Genomic DNA, 24878 nt, shown 5'->3' on the forward strand with positions numbered 1-24878 from the left:
TTATTTGTTGTTCGCCGCCGACCATCCTATCAACTTTTGTAAATGTATGGTTGAGCTCAACATAAGATGAATAACTTGTAAAAGACCGGATTGATGGGCTTTTTTCAAAGCTGCGCCGGTTAATTTATCAATGGCCTTTTTATCAAAACCGTATAATCCATTTAAATCGACTTTGCCTCTATTTGGGATCTCTACTGTTATTGTCACAGGTTCAATCAGTTTTAGATCTTCGGCTTCTTTAAGTAATGCGGCCGTATAAGGCACTCCTCCCATTATTTGTGAAAAAGTCGTCTCTATTTTCTGCAGATATTCTGTTTTATTACCCTGTTCATCAAACAAGGCTGCACCTTTCTTTTTATTCACTTGTTCAGCAGCAACATCAATTGCAAGATGCCCTTGATCCATTTTATTTTTATCAGGCATGTAAGCTTGAAATGGACGTCGAATAATATCTAAAGGCATATATGTCGCACGCCAATTATTACCATCTAAATACAAGTTTTCGCCAGCGTCAAAACCTAAAACAGCGGTTAATTGCAGCTCACCAGAACTAGGGCTTTTAGTCATAAAAATAGCGTATTCGTGAACTAAGGTATTTAACTCACTAACAATAACACTCGACACATTTACTCTATTAAGTTTGGTATTTAATAGACTAGTGTCGATCTTAAGATTTTTATGTATTTTGCTGTCTAACAACTCAAAAGTACTATTTGTTGATTCAGTCATATATCCCTCAATTAAATTAATTAATACCGCAGAGGTATTTTGTTTTTTTAAACTAACAGCTCACATTGACTGAATATTATTCGAGTCTGCAAAGTAAGTGTATGATTTGATAATTCTGTTGCTAGATATTAACGTAGATCAGAAATGAAACCAATTGTTAACAATTAATTTAAATCCCTAAAACGCCAAATAATGATGTATTCAAGTATTAATAGAAATTTTTAAACCAGCATATTTGAGCAATATCATGTAACACATATTCTAATTTAGTCCTTTATTATGTATTGTTAACAATCTGCATCCAGTTAGCTATTTTACTTAATATTAAGCAAATGTGAATTGGGTTATTCATAAAATCATGGTGAGGTTTAAATGAGCAACAAGATAAATAAATTGGTTATCCTAGGTGGTGGTACTGCTGGTTGGATGGCAGCAGCAATGATTTCAAAAACTCTAACCAAACTAGATATTACCTTAGTAGAATCTGATCAAATTGGTACAATAGGTGTCGGTGAAGCCACTATTCCCAGCTTACATTTTTTTAATGACATTTTAGGTCTCAACTCAACTGAGTTTACCAAACAAACCTCTGGCACTTTCAAACTCGGTATCCAATTTGAAAACTGGCATAAACAAGATGCCAGTTACTTTCATGGTTTTGGTTCAACAGGTTTAGGCATGTGGGCAGCCAATTTTCATGAATATTGGAAACGAGGCCTTGATTTAGGTATTTCCAAACCTTTTAGCCGTTATAATTTTGAAGCTCAAGCTGCACTTGACAATAAATTTGCCCATCAAGCAAACGGGGTGAACTTTGCTTATCATCTAGATGCTAGCCTTTACGCTAAGATGTTAAAACAAGAATCCATTAAAAATGGCGTCACTCGTATCGAGGGCATGGTCAATCAAGTTCATACGGATCCTATGAACGGCAATATCACTAGCCTTGAATTAAAAGACGGGCAAAAAATTGAAGGGGATTTATTCATTGATTGCTCTGGATTTAAGGGGCTACTTATTGATGAAACCTTAAAAACCCCTTTCACTGACTGGTCACATTGGTTACCTATGGATCGCGCGATTGCCGTACAAACCAAATTAACCAATTCGCCAGCCCCTTACACTCGTTCCATAGCTCATCATGCAGGTTGGCAATGGCGCATCCCCTTACAGCACCGTATGGGTAATGGCATAGTCTATTCCAGTCAATATATGAATGATGATGAAGCAAAGAGTATGCTGTTATCCAGCATTGAAGGGGAAACTCTGACTGAACCAAGAGTAATCAAATTTAAAACAGGTCATAGAACACAGCTTTGGAACAAAAACTGTATTGCCATGGGCTTAGCCGGCGGATTTATCGAGCCTTTAGAATCCACTGCTATACACATTATTCAACAAGGGATCATGCAGTTGATCCAATATTTCCCAAGCAATGATATCAACGAATTGCAAGTGGCTGAGTATAATGATTATATGTGCCGTGACTACAATGAAATTAAAGACTTTATCATTTTGCATTACTGCCAAACAGAAAGGGAAGACTCACCTTTTTGGAAGTTTTGTAAAAATATGAATATACCTGATTCTTTAAAAGCCAGAATGGAATTATTTAAAAAGACAGGCCGATTTGTACAAAAAAGAAATGAAATATTTGTCGATTCTTGGTTACAAGTAATGATAGGTCAAGGTCTAGTGCCAGATGTACATCACCCTATTGCAGATGAATTAACTGAACCGGCATTAGCAAATTTTTTAAAGCAAATAGAAAATGATATTCAAGCAAAAGTGCAACAAATGCCCACTCACGGTGAGTATTTAAAGTCTATTAGTAAATAACCTGAATTAAACTAAAATTTAAAGACACTATTCTATACCCAATAAAAAAGCCCGATGAAACAATCCACCGGGCTTTTATTAATTATTATCTAGTTTGGAATAGCAATCAAACGTAGATTATTAATGTAATATTGAGCATTTGCTTGAGTAAATGTGATATCAAGGGTCATCGTTTCTTGCGACCAATCGATTTCAGCGCTTCTGCCGTAATTCTCAGAAATAATCACATCTTGTGGCATAATGTTAGCAGCCCAAGTAATAGGATTATTACTAGCAGCAATACTGTCTACGCCATTTGATAAACTCACGCTATAACCAACAGAATCAGCTAACCCCAAAGCAGCATGATTGATTAGTTGACCTTCTATAGATAAAACGTAACGAGCATTAGATTTAATCGCGCCAGCTTTAAGAGGTAAACTCACTGTGACTGATGACTCAGCGCCAACATCAACGAACAGCTTTTTATCGCCAGCGTCATCACGAATTTCCACAACACCTGCGTTAGACACAATAGCTTCGTTATTTTCAAACAAACCTATATTATCTACTAAGATATCATGCACAGCCGTGTCGATACCGCCGTATTCAACCACAGAAATGTCATCAAAGTGATGTACCGCTCTTGGATCATATTGTCCAATATCCCATTGCAGAGTTGAACCTTCATAACCAGCCCATGCACCCATATGCGTACCGACTAGAGTGATAATTTCTTTCCACTCACCAGCTGGTTGTACCGCAGGACGAGCTGCATTCCAAAACTTATTGTTTAAAGTAGTGTTAGTTACCCAAACTGGAGAAAACGGGTTAGCAGAACTAGGCAAGTCTTCTGGGTTTCTTAAACCATAAGAAAATGCGTATTTTTGACCTGCTTCTAGGGTAGCAATGTCATCAAGACCAATATAACAAATAGCCCCATCGAGCAGTAACCCATAATTACCAGACCGCGCAGCGTCTTCTGAAATAAAGATCCCTTGATCACCACCACAGTTCCAGTTATGGGCGTAACCGAAGGTAAAAGTAGCAAGATTAGCTTGGGTAAATTGACCAACATATAAAGGGTTTTCTAAATCAACATTCGACGCAACAACAGCCCCTAAGTTAACTTGTTCTCCTTCAACCATGATAGATAAAGTACGCTTACCATCAGTTACGTTACCATTATCATCCGCTACGGTATAAATCACTTCAGCCGCTTTAAATGTTTTACCCACTTTAGCTTCTGTGAAAAAAGCATGAGAATCGATTGTCACAGTACCGTTTGCTTCATCAATATCTAAAATACCAAAATCTAGATCAGAAGTTTTACCATTGACTGTTACATCACTAATGACAATTTCATCTCCTTCACGCTCAACAATCCCCTGTTTTAAATCAACAACAGTAACGCCTGAGGTTTCAGGAACAATTTCATTAGTAAAATATTCTTCTACTTTAGGTGAACCAGGTATGTCTTCAACCGCCAAAAGGGTAAGAGATAAATCACGTGAAAGTGCGTGATTATGATCATTCACATCATAGGTAAACTTAAAGTCATAACTTAAACCGCGTGTTAACAAGCTAGAAATTGAAGTGACATCAAACTCTACTTGTTGTGTTGTATATGTCACATCATCCTCTGCGTCGTCAGGTGTACCCATATCATTCACTTTTTCAACATCAACTATAGAAAAGGCTAGGTCAAATGGATTGGCTGCGTCAGCAACGATATTAGATGCAGACAATACCGCATCTTGAGCATCTTGATCTGTGACTCCCGTTAATAATTCCAAGCTAATGGTGTCATTATCTAACGTGCCACCAGCTGATAGCCCAGCTTCAAATTCCGGTGCAAAGTCTTCACCTACCAACTCAACCGTCACTTTACGCGCTACACTATGTTCACCATCTGAAATATTATACTCAGCAACAACTGATAATATTTGATCGCTATCAACCTGAGCTTCTGCCAAAATTGGACGATAATTAATAAAATTACCGTCTATCACTACTGCGCCAGCTACCAGCTCCAAATCACTGGTGATAACATTTCCTGATGTATCTTTAATAGACGCAGTCAAAACAACGTCTTTAACTGTCAAGTAATCCTTATCTGCGTCTTTAGCCACAGTATCGTTGGTTGTATTACCTGAGGTAGTTGTACCTAATAAATCAACAACTTTTAATTCCCACTTTTCAGGTAAAGATACAAAAATATCACCACCGTGGGTAGGAGCACTAGTATTTGGTTTTGCTTCATATTCATAATCAGGTGTATTACAACCAGTTAAGGCTAATAACACCGAGCCGGCTAATAAAGCATGAGATTTTTTAAATGTTTTCATAATTATATTTACCAATATCTGTCAATTCCATGCACGGGCCTTAGCCCGCACATATCGTAGTATTCTTAGAAGTTTACACGGACACCAAGACGGTATGTTGTACCTACTTTATAACGTGTATACGTACGATGTTGAGGGGCATCCCCCTCTAACGGATTACCTTCTACTAGATTAGTAAAACCTCCGTTCCCATCTGATTGAACTTGTAAAGTTCGGCTAGTGAAATAAGTTCTATAGGCCTCATCGGTCAAGTTGATCGCTTGGAAACTAACAGACACATTGTCCATAACCTGCCAATTTGCTGACAAGTCTAGCGTTTGCCTACCTTCATTCCAGATCGATCCATTATTCCAATAACGTCCCCCTTGATTAGTATTCCAGTCGCGCCCCACTAATGAATCAGAACTGCCACGGAAACTCACGTTAATAGAATGACCGTTTTGCTCCCAGAAAAACGATGCGTTATAGCTATGCTCTGGTGTATCGGCAACTGGATAAGCAAATGGGTTGGCGTCATCAATCTCTGAATCATAACTGCTATCTTGATATGTATAGTTGGCAGATAAACCAAAACCATTGGTCCACTCAGGTAAGCCAAAGTCTTCTGATAAGAAGTCATAAGTTTGCACATAACCAATCTCAAGACCGGTAATAGTGGCATCTTCAGCGTTAACAGTTTTAGTCACACTAGGCTTGGCACAAAGGTCGCGTAAATCATTACTCATGATAGTCGGATCAGTTGCCCACCAAGCAAAATCAGTAGTGGTCATTAAACCAAGACATCCTTCAAGACCATAGTTTTCTGATGCACTATCAGTTTCATCTACCGTCATTACTAGGTCATTGACACTTGCAGGATTAACATTGTCATCACGCACATCTAAGATATATTGATTGGAAGTTTGTAAATCAGTAAAGTTAGACATGTCTTTACGATACAACGCCACGCTCAACATACCCGTATCAGAGAAATACCATTCAAAGGATAGATCTAAGTTATTCGATGTAAGCGGTTCTAACTGAGTATTATACGACGTAACGGAACCCACATTTGGATTACCCGTGCCCCAATACCCCCCTTCTGTGACTTTATAACCAGGACGCAGTAAATCAATTTCTGGTCGAGTCATAGTCTTAGAAATAGCGAAACGACCAATCATTTCTTCAGAAAAAGCGTAATTTAAGTTTAAGCTCGGCAATACATTTGAGTAACTATGAGTGCCAGAAGTAGGCGTAGCTTTTAAAGATTTATTATCAGTTACTGTGTCATACGGGGTCGTATCATTAGCTGCAAAGCCTCCATCCCAAGTGGGTAATTCATCATATGCGTAAAAACGGCTACCTCTAACATCTGTATACATCCACATGTTAAACCAATTAATACCATAATCTGCGTTAGCAGGCCTGGTTAACGTGTTTGTTTCATCATTATAGAAATCGTCATAAGCTTGAGCAAAAGTTGCATACTCAGGATCATGACAAGCGCCTTGATCTGGAATACGTACCCATGTAGAAGGATCTGGACCTGCGCTAGTGTCCCAACCTAAACCATCAACACGTTGATATTTATTGTTATATCCACCACCTTCCATACTTGGTGTAAATGGACGACATTGGGGTAAATCAGTATTACGTAAATCTCTTAAGGTAACGCGGTTAAAATCAAATTCAAATTGTGGGCGGTTAGGATCACCATAAAAACTAAAGCCATTGTAGCCATTAGCTTCAACCTCTGTTTTCACATAACGTAGACCTATGTCACCCGTTAATGCGCCATCTAAGGCTTCAAAATTAAACTTTAAATACGCTGCAGAAGTATCTATATCAGCAGAACGAGTTTCTGTATTGTCTACGTCTCTAACCAGATCATCAGCCCCTAATAATGATTCTCTCGCTTTTTTAATATCAATCGGTGCCCAACCACTGGTAGCACTACTAGAAGCGTATCCTAAGGACTCCATGAAATTATCATATTCCATAGGCTCACCAGCGATTAGGTCACCGGTAATATCCATCATTGTACCGCTAACAATAGTCACTAAAGAACCATCAGGTTGCTCTACTACCGAACCTTCTGCAACTGACGTATAGTTATATGCTTGATTATCAACAAACTTAGTACGGGTAGATGTTTTTACACCAAACTCAACAGAAGTGATACCAAACGCATCTAAATCGTAATCGAAATCGATTTGTGCGTTTTTAATTTCATCTTCAACGGTTACATCTGTTTCCCGAATATAACCTAAGAAAAAGCTTTTTGTATCCGCAGGGTTAAAACCAGTTAAACCAGTGTTATCCCAATTGGCCGCTCTAAGCACGCCTTCTTCATCATAATAATCGTCGAGGTTATCACCAAAATCTATAATATCTTCACCATGGATCATGGTACAGGTTACACCTGTTGTACAATCGTAACCTACAGGCTGAATATCTGCTCCGGCATCATAAAGCATGCCCTGCGTCACTTGTGCCCAGTTTTGCATAACAGTATAAGCATTGCCTGGTTTACTATTAGATGTACTTTTTGACATGCCCACTAAAGCAGACATACGTAATGAATCAGTCAGCTCAGTTTTAAAGTTTAATGTCGCACTAAAGTTTTCATTATCAGTACCACCATCAGAGCGAGCCATATTACCTGCGCCATAACGATTCTGACGTTTCATCATAGTACTGGTACTAGTATCTACTTGATACCACTCATAAGGATCAGTTTGCGGAGCAACTGGACGGTTATCAGCAGAAGGTAGGCCTTCAATTTGATTTAATTTACCAGCGTTTGCACGGGCTTGAATAGAATCATAAGTACGTACTAAATCTTGTTTACTAAAATTCACATCAAACATTAATTCAGATGTATCAGTGGGTAAATATTGAACACCTAAACTTAAACCTTGACGGTTACTTTCGTTTTCATGCAATTCATATTGAGTGTTTGCTGGCTCAATTGCTCTAAAATTAGAAATCACATTACCGTTTTGGTCAAGCCCTTGTCTTAAGGTCGGTGTCGCCTGATAATTATTTGCACTATATTGATCTCGGCGATAAGCATTAGTTTCATCAACGACAGTTAATGCTACACCTAAAGTTTCATCTAAGAATTTTTCACTAACTGAAAACTGGAATTTATGATTGGCTTCTTCAGAGAAGTCGCTATAACGACCTTGCACCGTTGCCGAACGAACATCATTGACTACATCAAGAGGTCTTACAGTCACTAAGTTAACTGATGCACCTAACGAACCTTCGTCATGATCGGCACTAGCGGTTTTAACCACTTCTAATTTAGAAAGTGTATCTGCAGAAAAAGAGCTTAAATCTACAGCCTGTGAAAAATCGGTAGAAGTAAGAGTTTGTCCGTTAAGGGTAATAGCATTTTGGTTAGCATCAGCACCACGTACTGTGATTTGAGTACCTTCCCCATCATTACTCACCACAGTTACACCTGTCACACGCCCTAGAGCATCTGCGATATTTTGGTCGGTAGACTTACCTATATCTTCAGCGTTAATTGTGTCTCTAATGCCTGAAGCAAATCGTTTATCGTTAATAGATTTTTTCAAACTACCTTTGATACCAGTAATTTCGATTACTTCAAGCCCATCTTCTTTTTTGTCTTCTTGTTGAGCGAAAGCATTTATGCTTGTTGCGGCCAAGACCGCTATGCATATAGAGCTGAGTTTAAAATTGTGTTTGGTCTGTGTCATTTCAGTGTCCCAAAGTTCTAGTTATTGAATGTCATCGGCTTACTAAATCCAGTAATGATAAAACCAAATCTAATAACGCGATTTATCGCCACTTTAGACTTGCAGACTTTCACTTGTCAATTACTTTTTGTTAACAATCTTCATTTAACCATGTTTTCCTGATTAACAAATAGATGACAAAAAACAACCAAAAAACACCAGAACTTTATATGGGAATAACTACTTTTACATACAAAAATAAAAACAAAGCAACCCTAAAAGCTAGAATTTATAGGATCAATACTAAAAAATAAAAATTTTTCACTTGTAAGTTTGAATATAAACAAAAACCACAATTGTTAACAATACACCAAATGCAATGACTGAACATTGTACAAAAAACAGGCTGCATTTACAAAAGTGAGATTCCCCGTCTCTCGCCAGTTGTAAAAACTATGTAATTAAAGGAGCAGCCATTTCAATAAATATCGACACTTCAGGATATTTGAAGTCATGTCAGCTTATCTATATAAAATTTAAGCCTTAACATTCCTATACAAATGATAAAACCATTAAAATAGAGGTAAAAATAGGACTCACTATAAATTTTCCAAAAAACTAAATTATGTGATTAAAAATAAAATTATTTAGTAACTAAGTAACAAGGTTAATTTAAATTACAAACAAAACATTTATATTTAAACGAACAAAGAACTACAGTGATTTGGCATGTTAACTTGAAAAAACGAGGTCATTAATGTAAATAAAAAAATACCATTATTTTACGATATCGCGATACACCAGAAAATAGCTTCAATCAGCGCTAACCTTAAATTAATTAATAGTTTGAATATTTATGCTTGAGCTAAAGGTTTTAATTGAATAAAACTAAAACTATTTTATCGGTATTCTGCATGAAGAATAATTATGTATCTGATGATAGGCATCTTCTAGATAGCTCAGACATCTCTTTACAAGGCTTTTAAACACTACTTTGTATATGTAGATCCCAAACCATGTAAAACACCACTAAATTTAAATGTGAAATTTTATAGATGAATATATATGCTGTACTTATAATTCATTTTAAATTAATAGTTCGACACTGCATGCTAATTCACATGCCACTGAGGAGTTAACTTGACACAAAATAAAAAGAAAATAGTGATTTTAGGTGGGGGGACTGCTGGTTGGGTTACAGCCTCGATACTTTCAAAAAACTTATCGCAAACCAATTATACCCTTACTATTATTGAGTCTGATTTAATTCAACCAGTAGGTGTAGGTGAAGCTAGTATTCCGCCCATTTACTCATTAATAGAATTTTTAGAACTTAACGACAGCGATTTAGTGGCTAAAATTGATGGAAGTTTTAAATACGGCATTCATTTTGAAAACTGGTCTAAGCCTGGCGAGCACTACATGCATGCGTTTGGTGAATTAGGAACCAAACTAAATCAAATCCCCTTCTTAGACTTCTGGTTTAAAACTGCCGAAAAAACCGGTAGTACTAATATCACGCCTTTTTTCCCATCTGCGGTTGCTGCGTATAACAATAAATTTGCACCTCCTGCACCTAGGCCCAAAGGAGCACCAGACAACGCTTTTTACCCCTTATGTAATTTAGCTTATGCCTTGCACTTTGATGCAAACCTTATGGCTAAGTATTTAAAAGAATTTAGTGTTAATAATGGTGTTGAACATATCACAGCAACCGTCACTGACGTAAAGCTTTCTAAGGCTGGAGACATTACTAGTCTCATTTTAGATAGTAGTGACCAAATCAATGGTGACTTATTTATAGATTGTTCAGGCAGCTCTGGACGATTGATCAAACAAGCTTTAGAACAAGAGATTGAAGATTGGTCAGCCTATTTGCCTTGTGACAAAGCTATTGCTGTACAAACCGAAAATGACGGGACAAACATACCTTCTTATACAAAATCCATTGCTATGAAAGCTGGTTGGCGTTGGAAAATACCACTACATAGTAGAACAGGTAATGTTTATGTTTATTGTAGTAAATACATATCTGACCAAGAAGCATTGCAAGAATTGATGTCTTCGTTAGAAGAAAAGCCCATTACAGAGCCTAGGATCATTCCATTTAAAACAGGATGCTTAGACAAGCCTTGGCATAAAAACTGTGTAGCGATTGGTTTGTCGAGTGGATTTATGGAGCCCATGGAATCGACCAGTATTCATTTAATTTACAGGTACGCACTTTTATTGCGCAAACAATTAGATGGAGATAAAGGGATAGACAAGAAAATATTTAACAGCACCTTTGCTTTTGAAACTCGGAGCATTCGAGACTTTCTTGTCATGCATTATCATATTAACCAACGTGACGATTCCAAGTTTTGGATAGACTCCCGCAATATGGATTTGCCAGAGCAACTTATATCAAGGCTTAAAGAATATTCAGATACTGGCTTTATTAATATTGACTCTAGAGAGTTATTTAGCTTTGAAAGTTGGGTACAAATTTTGATTGGGCAAAAGTATTTAAGCTGTTACGAAAAGTTCGCTCAACCCGATATCCCAGCAGATGGAGCAGTTCAATTTTTGAAAAATGTATACTCAGCCATTGAAAGTGAAGTCGCTAAACTTCCAGCTCATAGTGATTTCCTTAAAAATTTAAAAGCCAAATATTCGGATTAACTATTAGCCCCTATTGCTAGAACTTAAGGGAAAAAAATGGGTATGGTTGCCAATTTCTTTCCTTAGCTCTTTAAGTACTTGCTGAGCTTGGAGTCGAATATTTTCCTTTTTTAACAAACTCTAAATCAAAGCCCATTTCTCTTAGCACTAGATCTCGGATATCGTATGCATGTTCAGCCGTGATCTCACCAAATATCCCTTGATTATTTGTAGGCAAATGAGTCATAGGCTCTCCATTTGTTTTAAAGACAAAATGATCTATCAAGGCTTTCCAAGACAGTATTTCTTCGGGTGAAAGATGAGATAACGTATATAAACCATGATATAAAAAGTTCATAGGAGACTCTAATTTTCTAGTATCAGCGGTCCAAAAATAATTAACCAACATACAAAGGTCTCCCTCTGAACGAACGTTGTGCCACCAAAGGAGAGGAATATAAATTGCGTCCCCAGGCTCTAATTCAGCAACGAATGCGTTATCCAGTGCTTCTTGATAAAGTGGATGTTGTTCAAAATCAGGATTACAAATATCAACCATACTGACTGCTGCGCCCGCAATCGTATGATTAAACGGCGCAGGATAAAGGTTTTTCACTTGTTCAGTTGGAAACAAGGTAAATGTTCTTTTACCACTCACAAGGCACGCAATATTATCAGTGGTATCAAAATGTGTAGAAATGACGGACGAATTCCCAAGCCAAACTCTAGGTTCGACTGGTCGCCCAAAATCGTAACTAAGCGCATTGTCCCTAGCAAAATTATCAAGATGTTTAGAAAGTTGTTTACCACCGGCATAAATAGACGTCTTATTTGAGTTTTGTTGAGAAATGTACTGAATTTTTTGTAAAAAATCAGTAAAAGAATAAGCAACTTTATTGAAATTAAACTCATCAAATGAATTACCAAAAAAGTAACGCCCGTTACTTTCTTCAGTTGCTTCATATGCTTCTATTCTATTGGATGGCTTAGAAGATAATTGAGTCAAATATTTATTTAAACACTCGTTTGACTTTCTTGCCTCTTTAACCGACTGCCAATCACTTACAAGCCCTTTAAAAACAACAGGTTGATGTGAATTTTTAATGATATTCTCAAGCGAAACATTCGCGGCCGATATATTATACTCTTTGACTTTTTGCACTGTAAACTTCCATATTAAATAACTATTAATACTTACTTAGACTCTCAAATTAATAAAAGCCCCCATTGGGAGTTAACCAGCAAGTATAAATTCACGTAAACATTTTTACACTTTATTTTAAATTATATTTTATGAATTATTGGTGAAAACATCGATTAATGAGTGATTCTGCTAAAGTTTAAGGCTGAATACATAACCCAAGATAAATTGTGCACTTATAAAGTTAGTTTTGATTGTGACTCAAGCATATTGCAATAAAGCTCTAGCCTTCACATGCCGTGTATTAATCTTCTTCGGGTTTGATTCCTCGCCGCTTGCGGCGTAATCTTATAGAGTATTCGCATGAGCGAATATATTCACAAGCGTTATAATGTAACCGTTTTGATGTACCACTTAGTTTTCCCTGCAAAATATAGAAAGGTTGAATTTGATCCAAAAGTAGATGAAAAACTAAAAGAGATATGTTTAGAAATAGAAAAACGATATGAAATTAAGTTCCTTGAGATAGGTACTGATTTAGATCATGTTCATTTTTTGGTTCAATCAGTTCCAACTTATAGTGTTACTAAGCTGGTTACCATGATTAAAAGATATATTTAAAGAATGTCCATAAGTTAAAAAGCAGTTGTGGGGTGGTGAATTTCGGTCAGATGGTTTCTTCGCTAATTAATTTGGGATTATTAATGACTAAGACGTTTAAAACATCAGCACGGCCTCTCATAAAGAAACATAATGCCCACATTTAATTAGCTTAAATTCTATAAATCTAGATATAGAAATGACTTTAAATAGAAAGTTTTATAGATGAATAATTCAGAGATGCTTATAATTCATTTCAAATACTGAAATAACACAACGTTTTTTAGTACACCTTTTGTAACCCATTGAGGAGCGACCTTGACCAACACAACAAAGAAAATAGTGGTATTAGGGGGAGGCACAGCCGGCTGGGTAACAGCCTCAATATTGTCCAAAAATTTAGCGCAAACTAATTATACCGTCACATTAATTGAATCAGACACAATACAGCCAATTGGCGTAGGAGAAGCCAGTATTCCACCTATATATTCACTAATAGAATATTTGGAATTAAATGATAGTGATCTGATCACTAAAGTTGACGGTAGTTTTAAGTATGGTATTCATTTTGAAAACTGGTCAAAACCAGGCGAGCAATATATGCATGCATTTGGCGAACTGGGGACTAAAGTTGATCAAATACCATTTTTAGATTTTTGGTTTAGAACGGCTCATAAAACCGGTAGTACAAGTATTACTCCATTTTTCCCTTCTGCGGTAGCTGCTTACAACAACAGGTTTGCGCCACCGGCCCCTAAACCTAAAGATGCAGACGACAAAGGGTTTTATCCATTGTGTAATTTGTCTTTTGCATTGCACTTTGATGCAAGCCTTATGGCCAAATACTTACAAGATTTTAGTGTTAAAAATGGAATTGAACATATCACTGCAACAGTTAAGGATGTGCAATTATCCCCTACGGGTGATATTTCCAGTTTAACCTTAGATAATGATGTACAAATAGATGGCGATCTATTCATCGACTGTTCGGGAAGTGTAGGCCGTTTAATCCAACAAGAGTTAGGTCAACAAATTGAAGATTGGACAGAGTTTTTACCTTGCGACAAAGCGATTGCAGTACAAACCAAAAATGAATCGCATTCTCTGGCTTCTTATACTAAAGCCATTGCAATGCAAGCAGGTTGGCGTTGGCAAATTCCCTTACAAACTCGAACCGGTAATGGTTATGTATATTGCAGCAAATACATCTCTGACCAAGAAGCACGGCAAGAATTAATGTCTCAACTTGATGGAGAAGCGATCACCGAACCTAGGATCATTCCCTTTAAAACTGGCTGCTTAACCAAACCTTGGTACAAAAACTGCGTCGCCATAGGGCTATCCAGTGGTTTTATGGAACCTATGGAGTCAACCAGCATTCATCTAATTTATAGGTATGCCTTATTGCTTAGAGAACAACTAGATGAAGGTAATTGGCACGATAGTAAAATGTTTAATACCACTTTTGCATTTCAAACCCAAGGAATTAGAGACTTTCTCGTCTTGCACTACCACGTAAACCAAAGAGATGACTCAAAGTTTTGGAAGGATTGCAAAACAATGACAATACCTAAAGAACTAGAATTACGTTTAGCAGAATTTTCTAAAACAGGTTATATCAATATTGATCCCCGTGAGTTGTTTAGTTTCGAAAGTTGGGTGCAAATATTAATTGGCCAAAAATACCTGGATAGTTATGAACGTTTTTCACTGCCAGGCGTATCGGGAGAAGCGGCGGCCCAAGTATTAAAAAATGTACATTCAGCAATTCAAAATGAGGTGGCTAAACTTCCAGCTCACAGTGATTTTCTAAACAATTTAAAAGCCAAATATTCGAGTTAATTATTAGCCCCTATTGTTAGAGCTTAATGGAAAGAAATGGGTATGGCTGCCAATTTCTTTCCTTAAATCTTTAAGTACTTGTTGAGCTTGGAGATGAGGATTTTCCTGTGCGACATTAAGTTCAGGAAATACTCCCATGCCTGCCAGTAACACATGCCAAGACATTGACGAGTAATATTGTGTTACTTGTTGGTGATTAAGCTCAGCATCTAAATCGCCACCATTACACCAAACTTCCATTGCGGCTTGTAACCGATCTGATATTTTAATGTCGTTTCGACAGGCTTTCCAATACTCACTGTCGTCTCGACTATTTGTTAAATAATGCAGCACAATGTAATCACGAATATGTTCAAACACATGATTAACCCCGTGATTAAAAAAATCTTGATATTGGTTTGTATAGTTACCACGTTCATATTGCACAATAAATTGCTCAATCGACAACTGTACTATGTGTAAAGCAGTTGCCTCTAATGGCTCAATAAATCCCTGAGATAATCCAATAGCTACACAGTTTTTATGCCAATGTTTTTCCAAGCGGCCTACTTTCATTTTAAGGTGCCTTGCATCTGTATTACCGTCAGTAGCATTGATAGCTTGCCTTAATTCCTGCTCAGCTAAATCTGCAGACAAAAAATCACTACTATATACATAACCATTTCCGGTTCTGGAAGTCAGGGGGATATCCCACTTCCAACCTGTACTTAACGCTGTTGAAACGGTGTGAGGGGCATACTGCTCTTTTTTCACCGTCGCTATAGCTACGGCCGAATCATTAAATAAGTTATCTTTGAAGGAATTAAACTCAACACCTAATGTTTCTTGTATAAGCAGCGCTTTAAAACCGGTGCAATCAACAAATATATCGGCCTCTATTGTGCGCCCTGCTTTAGTAGTTACTGAAGCAATCTCCCCTGAATTGCCTAAATTCACCTGATTGACTTCATCAACTACATGCTTCACTCCTAGTGTTGCTGCATGCTGTTTTAAAAACGCACCTAGTTTGGTAGCGTCAAAATGGTAGGCGTATATAGAGCTAACTTTAGATTGATTATTTGAAACGGGTAAACGACCCTGCTTAATCAATTCGGCCTGTAAAAAGTAGCTATTAGGGTGAGCATCTACATGATAATTAGCATGTCTTAACATAGTGACCTGTTTAAACACATCGAAGCTATTTGCATCTAACGAGCTTGTGAAAGGGTGAAAGTAACTTGAATGGCCATTTTTTGTAGACCAATTGTCAAACGTAATTCCGCCTTTGTATGTAGCATGGCATGCCGGCATCCATTCTTGCTCACTTATGCCTAAGGTATCGAAGAACCTCTTTATATAGGGTGTTGAGCCTTCGCCCACTCCAACTGTAGGAATATTGCTAGACTCCAGCAGTGAAATGTTAAAACCTTGTGAAGAAAGTGATTTTGCTAATAAATTAGCTGTCATCCATCCTGCAGTCCCACCGCCCACAATTAGGATATTTTTTTCAGAAGATGTGTTTTTTTTCATGGCTCAGAATTTACACTTTTAATAGTTATATAATCAACATAGCGTTATTGCGCAGTATTTAATACTCCATACATGCACATTGTGTGAATCCACCAAGACTCAGCAATCTGACAGTACAACAACAATATTTCGTTATCAAGGCTTCAATTAGCAAGACCTAACATCAGTAAATAAATGATATTAAAAGTTATTTTAATTCAGTTTTATGCTGAGTTCGATACACAGAATGAACTAGATTAAACACCTTCATAGCGCTAGAACTTCAATATTACACAAATAGATTAAAACTGAGAGTACAGCCACCTTGTGGCTGACTATTTCACCAATCAACGGCATCTTGCCTATAACAGCATGCCAGCACGCATAAAAAACAACCAAAGGTGCGTGTTTAAAAAGTTAAATTTACAGGCAAATCAATATTAACAATGTTATTTAGTATTATTTCACTGTAAACACAGAATGCTATAAAAAGGTAAAAAAAACATTAAAACAAACTAAATACAAGCAGCTTAAGAGTGTATTGCTGTGTTCCTTACAATCATTAACATACGTATTTTTGTAAAAGAATTGTTGACTTAATTAACACTTATCAATATTGTTAACAATCTCCTATGCTGATAAATTGTTTTACGCTACTTTAGCTATAATCAACTAGGTGATATTTATATACGATAAATTAGTTTTGAATTTAAAATAATTAAATCATAAAAACACAATATTTAGAGAAACGCTGAAAACGGCAAATATAGAGTCAGCTGCGATCAGAGTTAAAACCGTCTACTCGGAGGCATACATGAATAATACACGAATGAAGTTCAAGCTTAGTGCTTTGACATTAGCTATGTTAGCTAGTGGTTCGGTCGCTTATGCGGCTGAAAACGAAATTCAAGAAGCTGAAGTGGCAGGTGTTAAAACCAGTCAAGTCGCAAGCAATGACACAATAAATGAAAATGATGATGAAACAGAGATCATTGAAGTAACTGGCTTTAAAGGCAGCTTACTAAAATCAATGGCCCAAAAACGATTAAGCGGAAACGTTTCTGATTCGATTTTTGCCGAAGACATTGGTAAATCTACCGACCAAAACATCGCTGATGCTCTATCACGGGTAACCGGTGTATCTGTACAAAGTACAGATGGTGAAGGAACTATGGTCACGGTTCGTGGTGCTAACCCGAACCAAAACGTCATTAGTTTGAATGGTGTGACACTTACTACCGCTGATTTTAACCAATCGGTAGATTTAAGTGCTTTCTCTTCTGACGTATTGTCTAGTATTAATGTTGTTAAAACCCCAAGTGCTGATCACGATGAAGGTTCACTAGGTGCATCAATTCAACTTAATACAGTTAAACCATTAGACATCAGTAAAGATGTGCGTCGTTTAACCTTGCAAGGTCGTTACAATGAATTCTCCGAAAAAGGTGACTATAAGCTTTCAGGTACGTTTTCTCACAAATTGTTAGATGAAACCTTAGGCATTTTGATTACCGCTGTAGATGAAACCTCATCTATTCGTCGCGATCAAATGAGTATTAACGAATATGATGTAGTTACTGGACATGTAGCAAGGGATCTAGACGGTAATATCATAAATGATTTCTCCGTATTAGCTGCTAAAGGAATCGAGTATTCTTTATTCACTAACGAGCGTAATCGTCAGGGATTAGATGCCTCTATACAATACCTACCCACAGATGACACTAACATCGTTTTAAACCTTAATTGGGCGAAACAAGATGTAGTGGACACCAACCACGGGGTCAATATTCGCCCTAACAACCACCTACCAAATTACGAAGAAGGTATATACAATCCGACTTCGGCCGGTGGTGGTGAAGACAACTATCCGACTTACTCAGATCCGCAAGAAGATTGGTGGGTAGTAGACACTGAGTCAAGAAACTTAGTTAAGAACACTAACCGTTTTGCTGACGGCGGTATGCAACGTCGAAATGGTGGCGGTACCACAGTAAACAAAGTAGCCAACTTAAATATTTCTCAATACATTACTGAAGACTTTAAAGTTGAAGTTGGCCTAAACTATTCTGAAACTCACTTAGAGCCTACTAATACAGTGTCTATGAACCTGTTAAACAGCTATGGCGTTCAATCACAAGTAAAAGCGCGAGCTGATGCTTTCGGCACTCCACATACAGGTATCCAACCAGCTGGCTACGATTGTACAAGTGGTTTATGTGAAATGGTCTTTGGTGATGGTTATGCATCTTTGATGGATCCTGAAGACAATGGCGATAACATGGGGCGTTCAGCCTTTAACCCAGACGATATCGCGGCACAAGCAGTGAATTGGATGTCCTTAAGTGACCGTGAAGTAAAAGACACTCAGAAGACCGCGTTTGTAGATTTTGATTACGACATGGATTTTGCTGGTATTACTAAAATTGAGTTTGGTGCAAAGTGGTCAGAGCGTGATAAATATGTTGATGACCAAAATGGTCAATTCCGTACGACAGTAGAGCCAGTAGTGGTGGTGCGTTATGACCCAGAAGGAAACGCTATCGGTCTGAAAGGTATAGTAGCTGGCGACGGAATCAATACTATTAGCGCCGCTAACTTTATTTCTGATGAAACATTCCCAGTAGATAACTTTATGTCTACTTTCGGTATTTCACGTAACAATATTACCGATGGTTGGACCATGGTTGATGACCAAAAGCTTATCGAAATGGCTTACGGTATTGATGGCAACAACATAGAAGTAGATGACTCTCGTACTCGCCAAGCTATTTTAGAAAACACTGCCGCTTACTTTAAAGCCAATTTTGAATACCTAGATGGAAAACTAACCGGTGATGTGGGTATTCGTTATGTGAAGACTGAGCTTGAAACCTCTGGTAGTTCAGGAGCTAAATTCGCTAGTACCAACTTAAACCGTTACTTCGATCCATTTGTGTGGAAAGAGTTACGTAATCCAAATTTAGAAAGTTGTAACACAGACAACTTGTATGACCCCAACGGACAAGCCTTAATGCGCGAAAACCGTATTGACGGCATAGGTTGGGATAGAACAACTGATCCAGAAAATCCTACCCGTATTCCTCAAGACCCAGCGGGTTACCCTTGTTTTGATTGGCGTACAACCCAAAACGCCAGCCAAAGTGGCGCTTGGTGGAACTGGCGCCATAGTGATCCATCAACATTGGTAAATGATATTTTTACCGATGATCCTGATGCAAACATCGACAACAGTTTACGTACTTTCAAAACACGCGGAACTAACACTTATGATTTATTTTTACCTAGCTTAAACCTAAATTATCAAATGTCTCAGGACTTAATTGGCCGTTTTGCCGTGTCAAAAACCATGTCCCGTCCGCCAATTGATAGTTTAAAACCAGGCTTCCAATTAAACGAAGGTATTTGGGGTGATCCTGGTCTATCCACGCGAGGTTCCAACATTACACTAAACAACCCTAAGTTGTTACCACAAGAGTCTATCAATTTAGATTTATCTTTGGAGTGGTACTTTAATCCTAGCAGCATGGTATCTGTAGCTATATTCAATAAAGACATGTCTGACTTTATTGAAGAAGAATCGTCGGTGGTATACGTAGATGATTTACGGGACAAAGATTTAACTGATTATGATGCCGGTAACTTGATCATAAGCGAAGAGCAGATCCGTGAGTATTTTGCTGTTAATCCAACAGGTTTTACAAGTATTGGAAATGCAGCTTGTGCGCCGGCTAGGGCAGCAGTAAACCAAGTAAGTAATGATTGGTTTTATGATGATTCTGACTTAATCAATTACTGTGGTAGATATGACGCACGCCGTTCTATTAACGGTGTGGGCGCAACTATTACCGGTATCGAACTTTCTTATTCACAAGTTTATGATTTCTTACCGGGAATTTGGAGTGGTTTAGGTACTACCATGAACTATACCTACCAAGAGTCTAAGACAGACGAACAAGAGTCTACTATTGAAGAAGGTAAAATTTTACCTGAGTTTCCACAAGCATGGACACCTAAACATAGTTACAATGCGACGGTTTTCTGGGAACAAGACGGACACCAAATTCGTTTAGCTTACCGAGGTAAGTCTGATGAATTAGTGGATCGCTTTAGTAACGAAGGTTCAGTATGGCAAGAAGGTAATGGCACGCTTGATTTATCGGCGAGTTACCAGATATCGAACGATATTCGGGTTTCTTTCCAAGCCATTAATGTGACTAACGAAGAAACAAGACGTTACTACACCAGTCGTGAACATGATTTAGGTGATGTAGATGCGCAAGGCAATTCAATTCTGTTTAACGAGGGTAATGCCCTTAATGATGATGCAGATACAAGCAGAACTTCGCTATTGCAGTTTAGCGGCCGAACTTACCGTTTAGACCTACGTGTTAACTTCTAGAGTGAAGGATGATTAAAATGAAATTTAAATATAAAAATCTATTAGTTCCAGCCATCATGACCGCACTATATGGTTGCGGTGGAGGATCTGATAATAAAGATATTGTTAAAATAGAAAATAAAACTGCCCCTATTTTGGATGCATCTGCTCTTTTAGTTGAAGGTAATAGCGACGCTGTTGCTTATGCTGATGATGTAATTAAGTGGATGACGTCTACCTATGACAATGCAGATGGCAAGATGGAATGGGAATATCGTTTTAAGGAAAGTGCAGGTGACTTCCCAAGTAACGATGCAAGAAACCCTGAACCTGTTGCGCATATTGAAATTGATTTATTAACGGGTATTACCGATGCTGACAACGGGTCTAACTTACAAGTTAAAGATGTTCAATTTGTGTGGGAAGGCCCAAATTGTTCAAGTACCGTTGCAATAGCACCAGTTTACCCTGAAATGTGTAATCCTATTTTAGAGGCACTGGGCTTAATTGACGCAGAAGGTAATATCGTTAATACCAGCTTTGAACAAGAAGAAGATATACGTGAGTATCAAAACTTACCGATTACCAATGAAGTGATTTATGGTTTCCAAATCAAAGAAACCTCATTAATGGTAACACCCTCTGCCTTTGCACCTATTTTGATAAACGGACAAACATCCCAGCTTCACCTTATTTATAAAGTGACAGATGGTGTATCCACTATTGATAGACGTATTAAAGTTGTTATCGACGGTGAAGATGCCGCACCTGTATTCCTTCAAAGGTTTATAGACAGCGATGAGGTAGTAATTGATCCAGATACTGGTGAAAGCATCCCTCAAAGCGAAATTTCAATATCGCTTTCTGAAAAATCAGCACCTGTTCGATTCAATATTGCACATGGTATTTATGATCAGGATATTGAAGATATTCAAGAGCTAATAGCTAAAAAAGGCGACTTAACCGAAATTTACGAGACAGCACATTATGCTGTAGAACGTTTAAGTATTATTGGTATAACAGGTCCAGCTGGTATGCCTGCAGGTGTGTTTAACGACGTAAATTCAGTTTCTAGATGGACAGAAGAACGTGGTGTGACAGAGTACACGGTAGAAATAGATCCAGCACCTTACGCTGATTTGTTAATTCGTGGAGAAGAAGTAGATTTAGAATTTACTTTTCAAGTTACAGATGGTAACAACACTGTTGACCGTAGTTTCTTCGTGAATATCAAAGGTGCAGATTTAGTTAATCCGCCGGAGTTCAATGAGCCGACAACAGAAGTATCGATGTCAACTTCAGCATTTACTTCTGTATTTAGTTTACAGTCCGGGGCAATTGACCTGGATGGCGACAATATGGAAGTGGTTGATTTTGTAGCAACTGCTGGTAGTGATGGTTATGGTGTTGATTTGTCTAATCCTAACGTGGTTAGAGTTGACCCATACGGGTTCTTAAACTTAGCACCAGGTGAAGAACAGGTATTAAGTTACACTTATAAGTTGACAGATGGTTTGTTCACATCAGAAGAGCATACATTAAACATTACGTTAACTGGTGCTAACCACAACCTTTTCCACAAAGCTGAGCCTGCTCACAATGGATTTGAAACAGGTAGCCTAGACGGAAGTGCTTGGATGGGTGGAGACGGCGTTGTCTCCGTTGCCGCTGAAGCAGCTGCTGTTGGTGAGTATGGTCTGAACGTATCGGCGGACAGTACCTTCTTTGAAATTGATCAAACAGGTATTGACCAAGGCAGAATCGAAGAAGGTGATGATTACTACATCAACTTCTACGGTAAACAGACCACAGCTTGGGGCGGTGTACGTGTTACTTTTAATAAAAATGGCGACACCAGCGATAGCTTCCAAATCGAAGAATCACCGAATGGCGGCACAACAAATTGGGTAGAACATACCTTAACCTATTTGGACGCTGACGAGTTCTTCCAGCAGGATTCAACATTCGATGTGACTTATCGTTTAGCCACAGGTACATACGATAACTTCTCTTTAGTGAAGTTCGGATATGCTAAATCTCGCGATTTAGTCCCAGATGGTGTATTTACCTCTGGTACTGCAGGCGGTTGGGCTGTATCTGGAGATGTAACCCTAGCGGTTACTGAAGATGCTAATAAAGTTCAAAACTCAGACGACCTGCAATATGGACTTGAAGCAGCAGGTGGCGCAGGTGGTGGTGTGCTTTATTTGGATTCAAACACCCTAATTCAAGGTGGGATCAAAAAAGGCATGCGTTATATCTTGCAGTTTGATTTACGCAACCCAACTTATGCGGGAATAAATGGAGCTGACCCCTCTCCACTACTAGCAAGAATAGTAGATGAAGAGTCGGGTAACTGGGTACGTAAAGGCGCATTTTCTAAACCAAGTGCAACTGCTTGGAATACCTACTCATATCACTTAAATACACAATCTGTTGGTACCGATTGGAACGGTAGTCAGTATGCAAGCGATGTAGAGTTTGATTGGGAAAATGCAAAAGTTCGCGTGGAAATTAATATTCCAGCTAACCAAACATTCTATATAGATAACGTTAAGTTATTCCCAGTACCTCAGTAATCTTAGATTTCTGATAAGCTAAATTTAAAGGCCTAGTGATTTTCACTAGGCCTTTTTGTTAGCAAAGATAATCTTTACAATAAACCTATAATTTTAAAGTAAGTTAGAGAATACAGTGCAAGAAAATATAACAAAAGTAGTAATAGCCGGCGGTGGTACAGCAGGCTGGATGACAGCGGTAGCTATGTCTCGGTTAATTAAAAATACCCAAGTAGTATTAATTGAATCTGACGAAATTGCTACGGTTGGCGTAGGCGAAGCTACTATCCCTACCCTACAATTTTTCCATGAAATATTGAACATCAATGAAGCTGAACTTTTAAAAGCAACGGGTGGCACTTTTAAGCTAGGGATTAGCTTCGAAAATTGGAAAACTAAAGAGCATAAATATTTTCATGCCTTTGGTGAAACTGGCAAAGGATGTTGGGCAGCTGATTTCCAACATTTTTGGTTAAGAGGTAAAAAACTCGGTTTAAAACATGAATTTGGGGACTTTTGTGTAGAACAAGTGGCGGCGCAAATGGATAAATTCGCTCGAGTCAAAAATAAGGGTATTAATTATGCCTATCACATTGATGCAACAAAATATGCGGCGTACCTAAGAACGTTATGTGAAAAAAATACTAGCTTTTCAAGAGTTGAAGGGAAAATAGCCAGCGTTGACTTATTGCAAAACTCTGGAGAAATTGGAAGTTTAACCCTTGAATCTGGACAAAAGTTTGAAGGCGATTTATTTATAGATTGTACCGGTCAAAGGGCGTTATTGATTGGTGAGGCGCTAAATACTCCCTTCGAAGATTGGTCACATTGGTTAGTAAATGACAGTGCTATTGCTGTGCAAACAAAATCAACTGAATCCCCCAAACCGTATACCCGCTCTATTGCTCATGATAGTGGTTGGCAATGGAAAATTCCCTTACAACACCGCGTGGGCAATGGCATAATTTACAGTAGTAAATTTATGTCTGATACAGATGCCGAAAAGCATCTACTCAACAATATTGAAGGCGAAACACTTACCTCACCACGAAAAATAGCTTTTAAAACAGGTACACGTAAACTGCATTGGAATAAAAACTGTGTCGCCATTGGGCTTTCTTCTGGCTTTTTAGAACCTTTAGAATCAACCAGCATTCACCTTATTCAACAATCAATAATACGACTACTTAAGTTATTTCCGGTCAATGGACTACGCCAAGTAGATATAAACGAATTCAATCAGCAAACAGCTGTGGATATCGACTCTATTCGCGACTTTATTATTTTACATTATGTGGTCACCGAACGAAAAGACAGTCCCTATTGGCAATATCAACAAGAAATGCAATTGCCTGATTCACTCAAACATAGAATTGAATTGTTTAAACAATCGGGTCATGTATGCCTTAAAAATGACGAATTATTTGAAGACTCTTGGATGCAAGTCATGATCGGCCAAGGATTAATCCCACAAAACTATCATCCTATTGTGGATAATATGAGTGACAATGAGCTGTTTAAATTTTTGAATGATATGCGAGAACTTGAATATAAACGCGCATCCTCCCTGCCCTCTCATCAAAAATTTATCGATCTATATTGCGCTGCAAAAAACTAAGCAAGCAGAAACTAGGCCTATTG

Annotated in this window: 11 protein-coding genes and 1 pseudogene; 7 read left to right on the forward strand and 5 right to left on the reverse strand. The window is 37.9% G+C overall.

Annotated elements, in window-relative coordinates; genetic code table 11:
• Complete coding sequence (locus GQR87_RS13665; protein ID WP_158970217.1) at positions 1-729, reverse strand: SapC family protein; 729 nt, start codon at positions 727-729, stop codon at positions 1-3.
• A 372-nt stretch (positions 730-1101) separates the two neighbouring features.
• Between GQR87_RS13665 and GQR87_RS13670 the strand changes: the two genes are divergently transcribed.
• Positions 1102-2568: a tryptophan halogenase family protein gene (locus tag GQR87_RS13670; protein ID WP_158970219.1), complete on the forward strand. Its 1467-nt coding sequence runs from the start codon at positions 1102-1104 to the stop codon at positions 2566-2568.
• Positions 2569-2657: 89 nt separating this feature from the next.
• On the opposite strand, the gene GQR87_RS13675 is transcribed toward GQR87_RS13670, so the two are convergent.
• Together GQR87_RS13675 and GQR87_RS13680 are read right to left on the reverse strand one after the other, a co-directional pair.
• Entirely contained in the window at positions 2658-4895 is a 2238-nt protein-coding gene (locus tag GQR87_RS13675) for a hypothetical protein (RefSeq protein ID WP_158970221.1), read from the reverse strand.
• 65 nt (positions 4896-4960) lie between these two features.
• Positions 4961-8605: a TonB-dependent receptor gene (locus GQR87_RS13680; protein ID WP_158970223.1), complete on the reverse strand. Its 3645-nt coding sequence runs from the start codon at positions 8603-8605 to the stop codon at positions 4961-4963.
• Positions 8606-9724: 1119 nt separating this feature from the next.
• On the opposite strand from GQR87_RS13680, the gene GQR87_RS13685 reads away from it, so the two are divergent.
• On the forward strand, positions 9725-11248 hold the full coding sequence (locus GQR87_RS13685) for a tryptophan halogenase family protein (RefSeq protein WP_233267266.1): 1524 nt from the start codon (positions 9725-9727) through the stop codon (positions 11246-11248).
• A gap of 70 nt (positions 11249-11318) precedes the next feature.
• Here GQR87_RS13685 and GQR87_RS13690 read toward each other — a convergent pair whose 3' ends face one another.
• Entirely contained in the window at positions 11319-12389 is a 1071-nt protein-coding gene (locus tag GQR87_RS13690; protein WP_158970225.1) for a cupin-like domain-containing protein, read from the reverse strand.
• A 342-nt stretch (positions 12390-12731) separates the two neighbouring features.
• Between GQR87_RS13690 and tnpA the strand changes: the two are divergent.
• Positions 12732-12999 (forward strand): annotated as a pseudogene (gene tnpA / locus GQR87_RS13695) (IS200/IS605 family transposase); the annotation flags it as partial.
• Positions 13000-13286: 287 nt separating this feature from the next.
• Positions 13287-14810, forward strand: coding sequence for a tryptophan halogenase family protein (locus tag GQR87_RS13700; RefSeq protein WP_158970227.1), 1524 nt, complete (start codon positions 13287-13289; stop codon positions 14808-14810).
• Positions 14811-14813: 3 nt separating this feature from the next.
• Here GQR87_RS13700 and GQR87_RS13705 read toward each other — a convergent pair whose 3' ends face one another.
• Positions 14814-16319, reverse strand: a complete 1506-nt coding sequence (locus GQR87_RS13705) for a tryptophan halogenase family protein (RefSeq protein WP_158970229.1) — start codon at positions 16317-16319, stop codon at positions 14814-14816.
• A gap of 793 nt (positions 16320-17112) precedes the next feature.
• Between GQR87_RS13705 and GQR87_RS13710 the strand changes: the two genes are divergently transcribed.
• From GQR87_RS13710 to GQR87_RS13720, 3 genes are all read left to right on the forward strand, one after another.
• Positions 17113-20700 (forward strand): TonB-dependent receptor, encoded by a 3588-nt coding sequence (locus tag GQR87_RS13710; RefSeq protein ID WP_158970231.1) that lies wholly within the window; start codon positions 17113-17115, stop codon positions 20698-20700.
• Between the two features lie 17 nt (positions 20701-20717).
• Positions 20718-23258, forward strand: a complete 2541-nt coding sequence (locus GQR87_RS13715; protein WP_158970233.1) for a hypothetical protein — start codon at positions 20718-20720, stop codon at positions 23256-23258.
• Between the two features lie 115 nt (positions 23259-23373).
• On the forward strand, positions 23374-24855 hold the full coding sequence (locus GQR87_RS13720) for a tryptophan halogenase family protein (RefSeq protein WP_158970235.1): 1482 nt from the start codon (positions 23374-23376) through the stop codon (positions 24853-24855).
• Positions 24856-24878: the final 23 nt, after the last annotated feature.

Source organism: Paraglaciecola sp. L3A3, from assembly GCF_009796765.1.
In the GTDB taxonomy this organism is placed as follows: Bacteria; Pseudomonadota; Gammaproteobacteria; order Enterobacterales; family Alteromonadaceae; genus Paraglaciecola.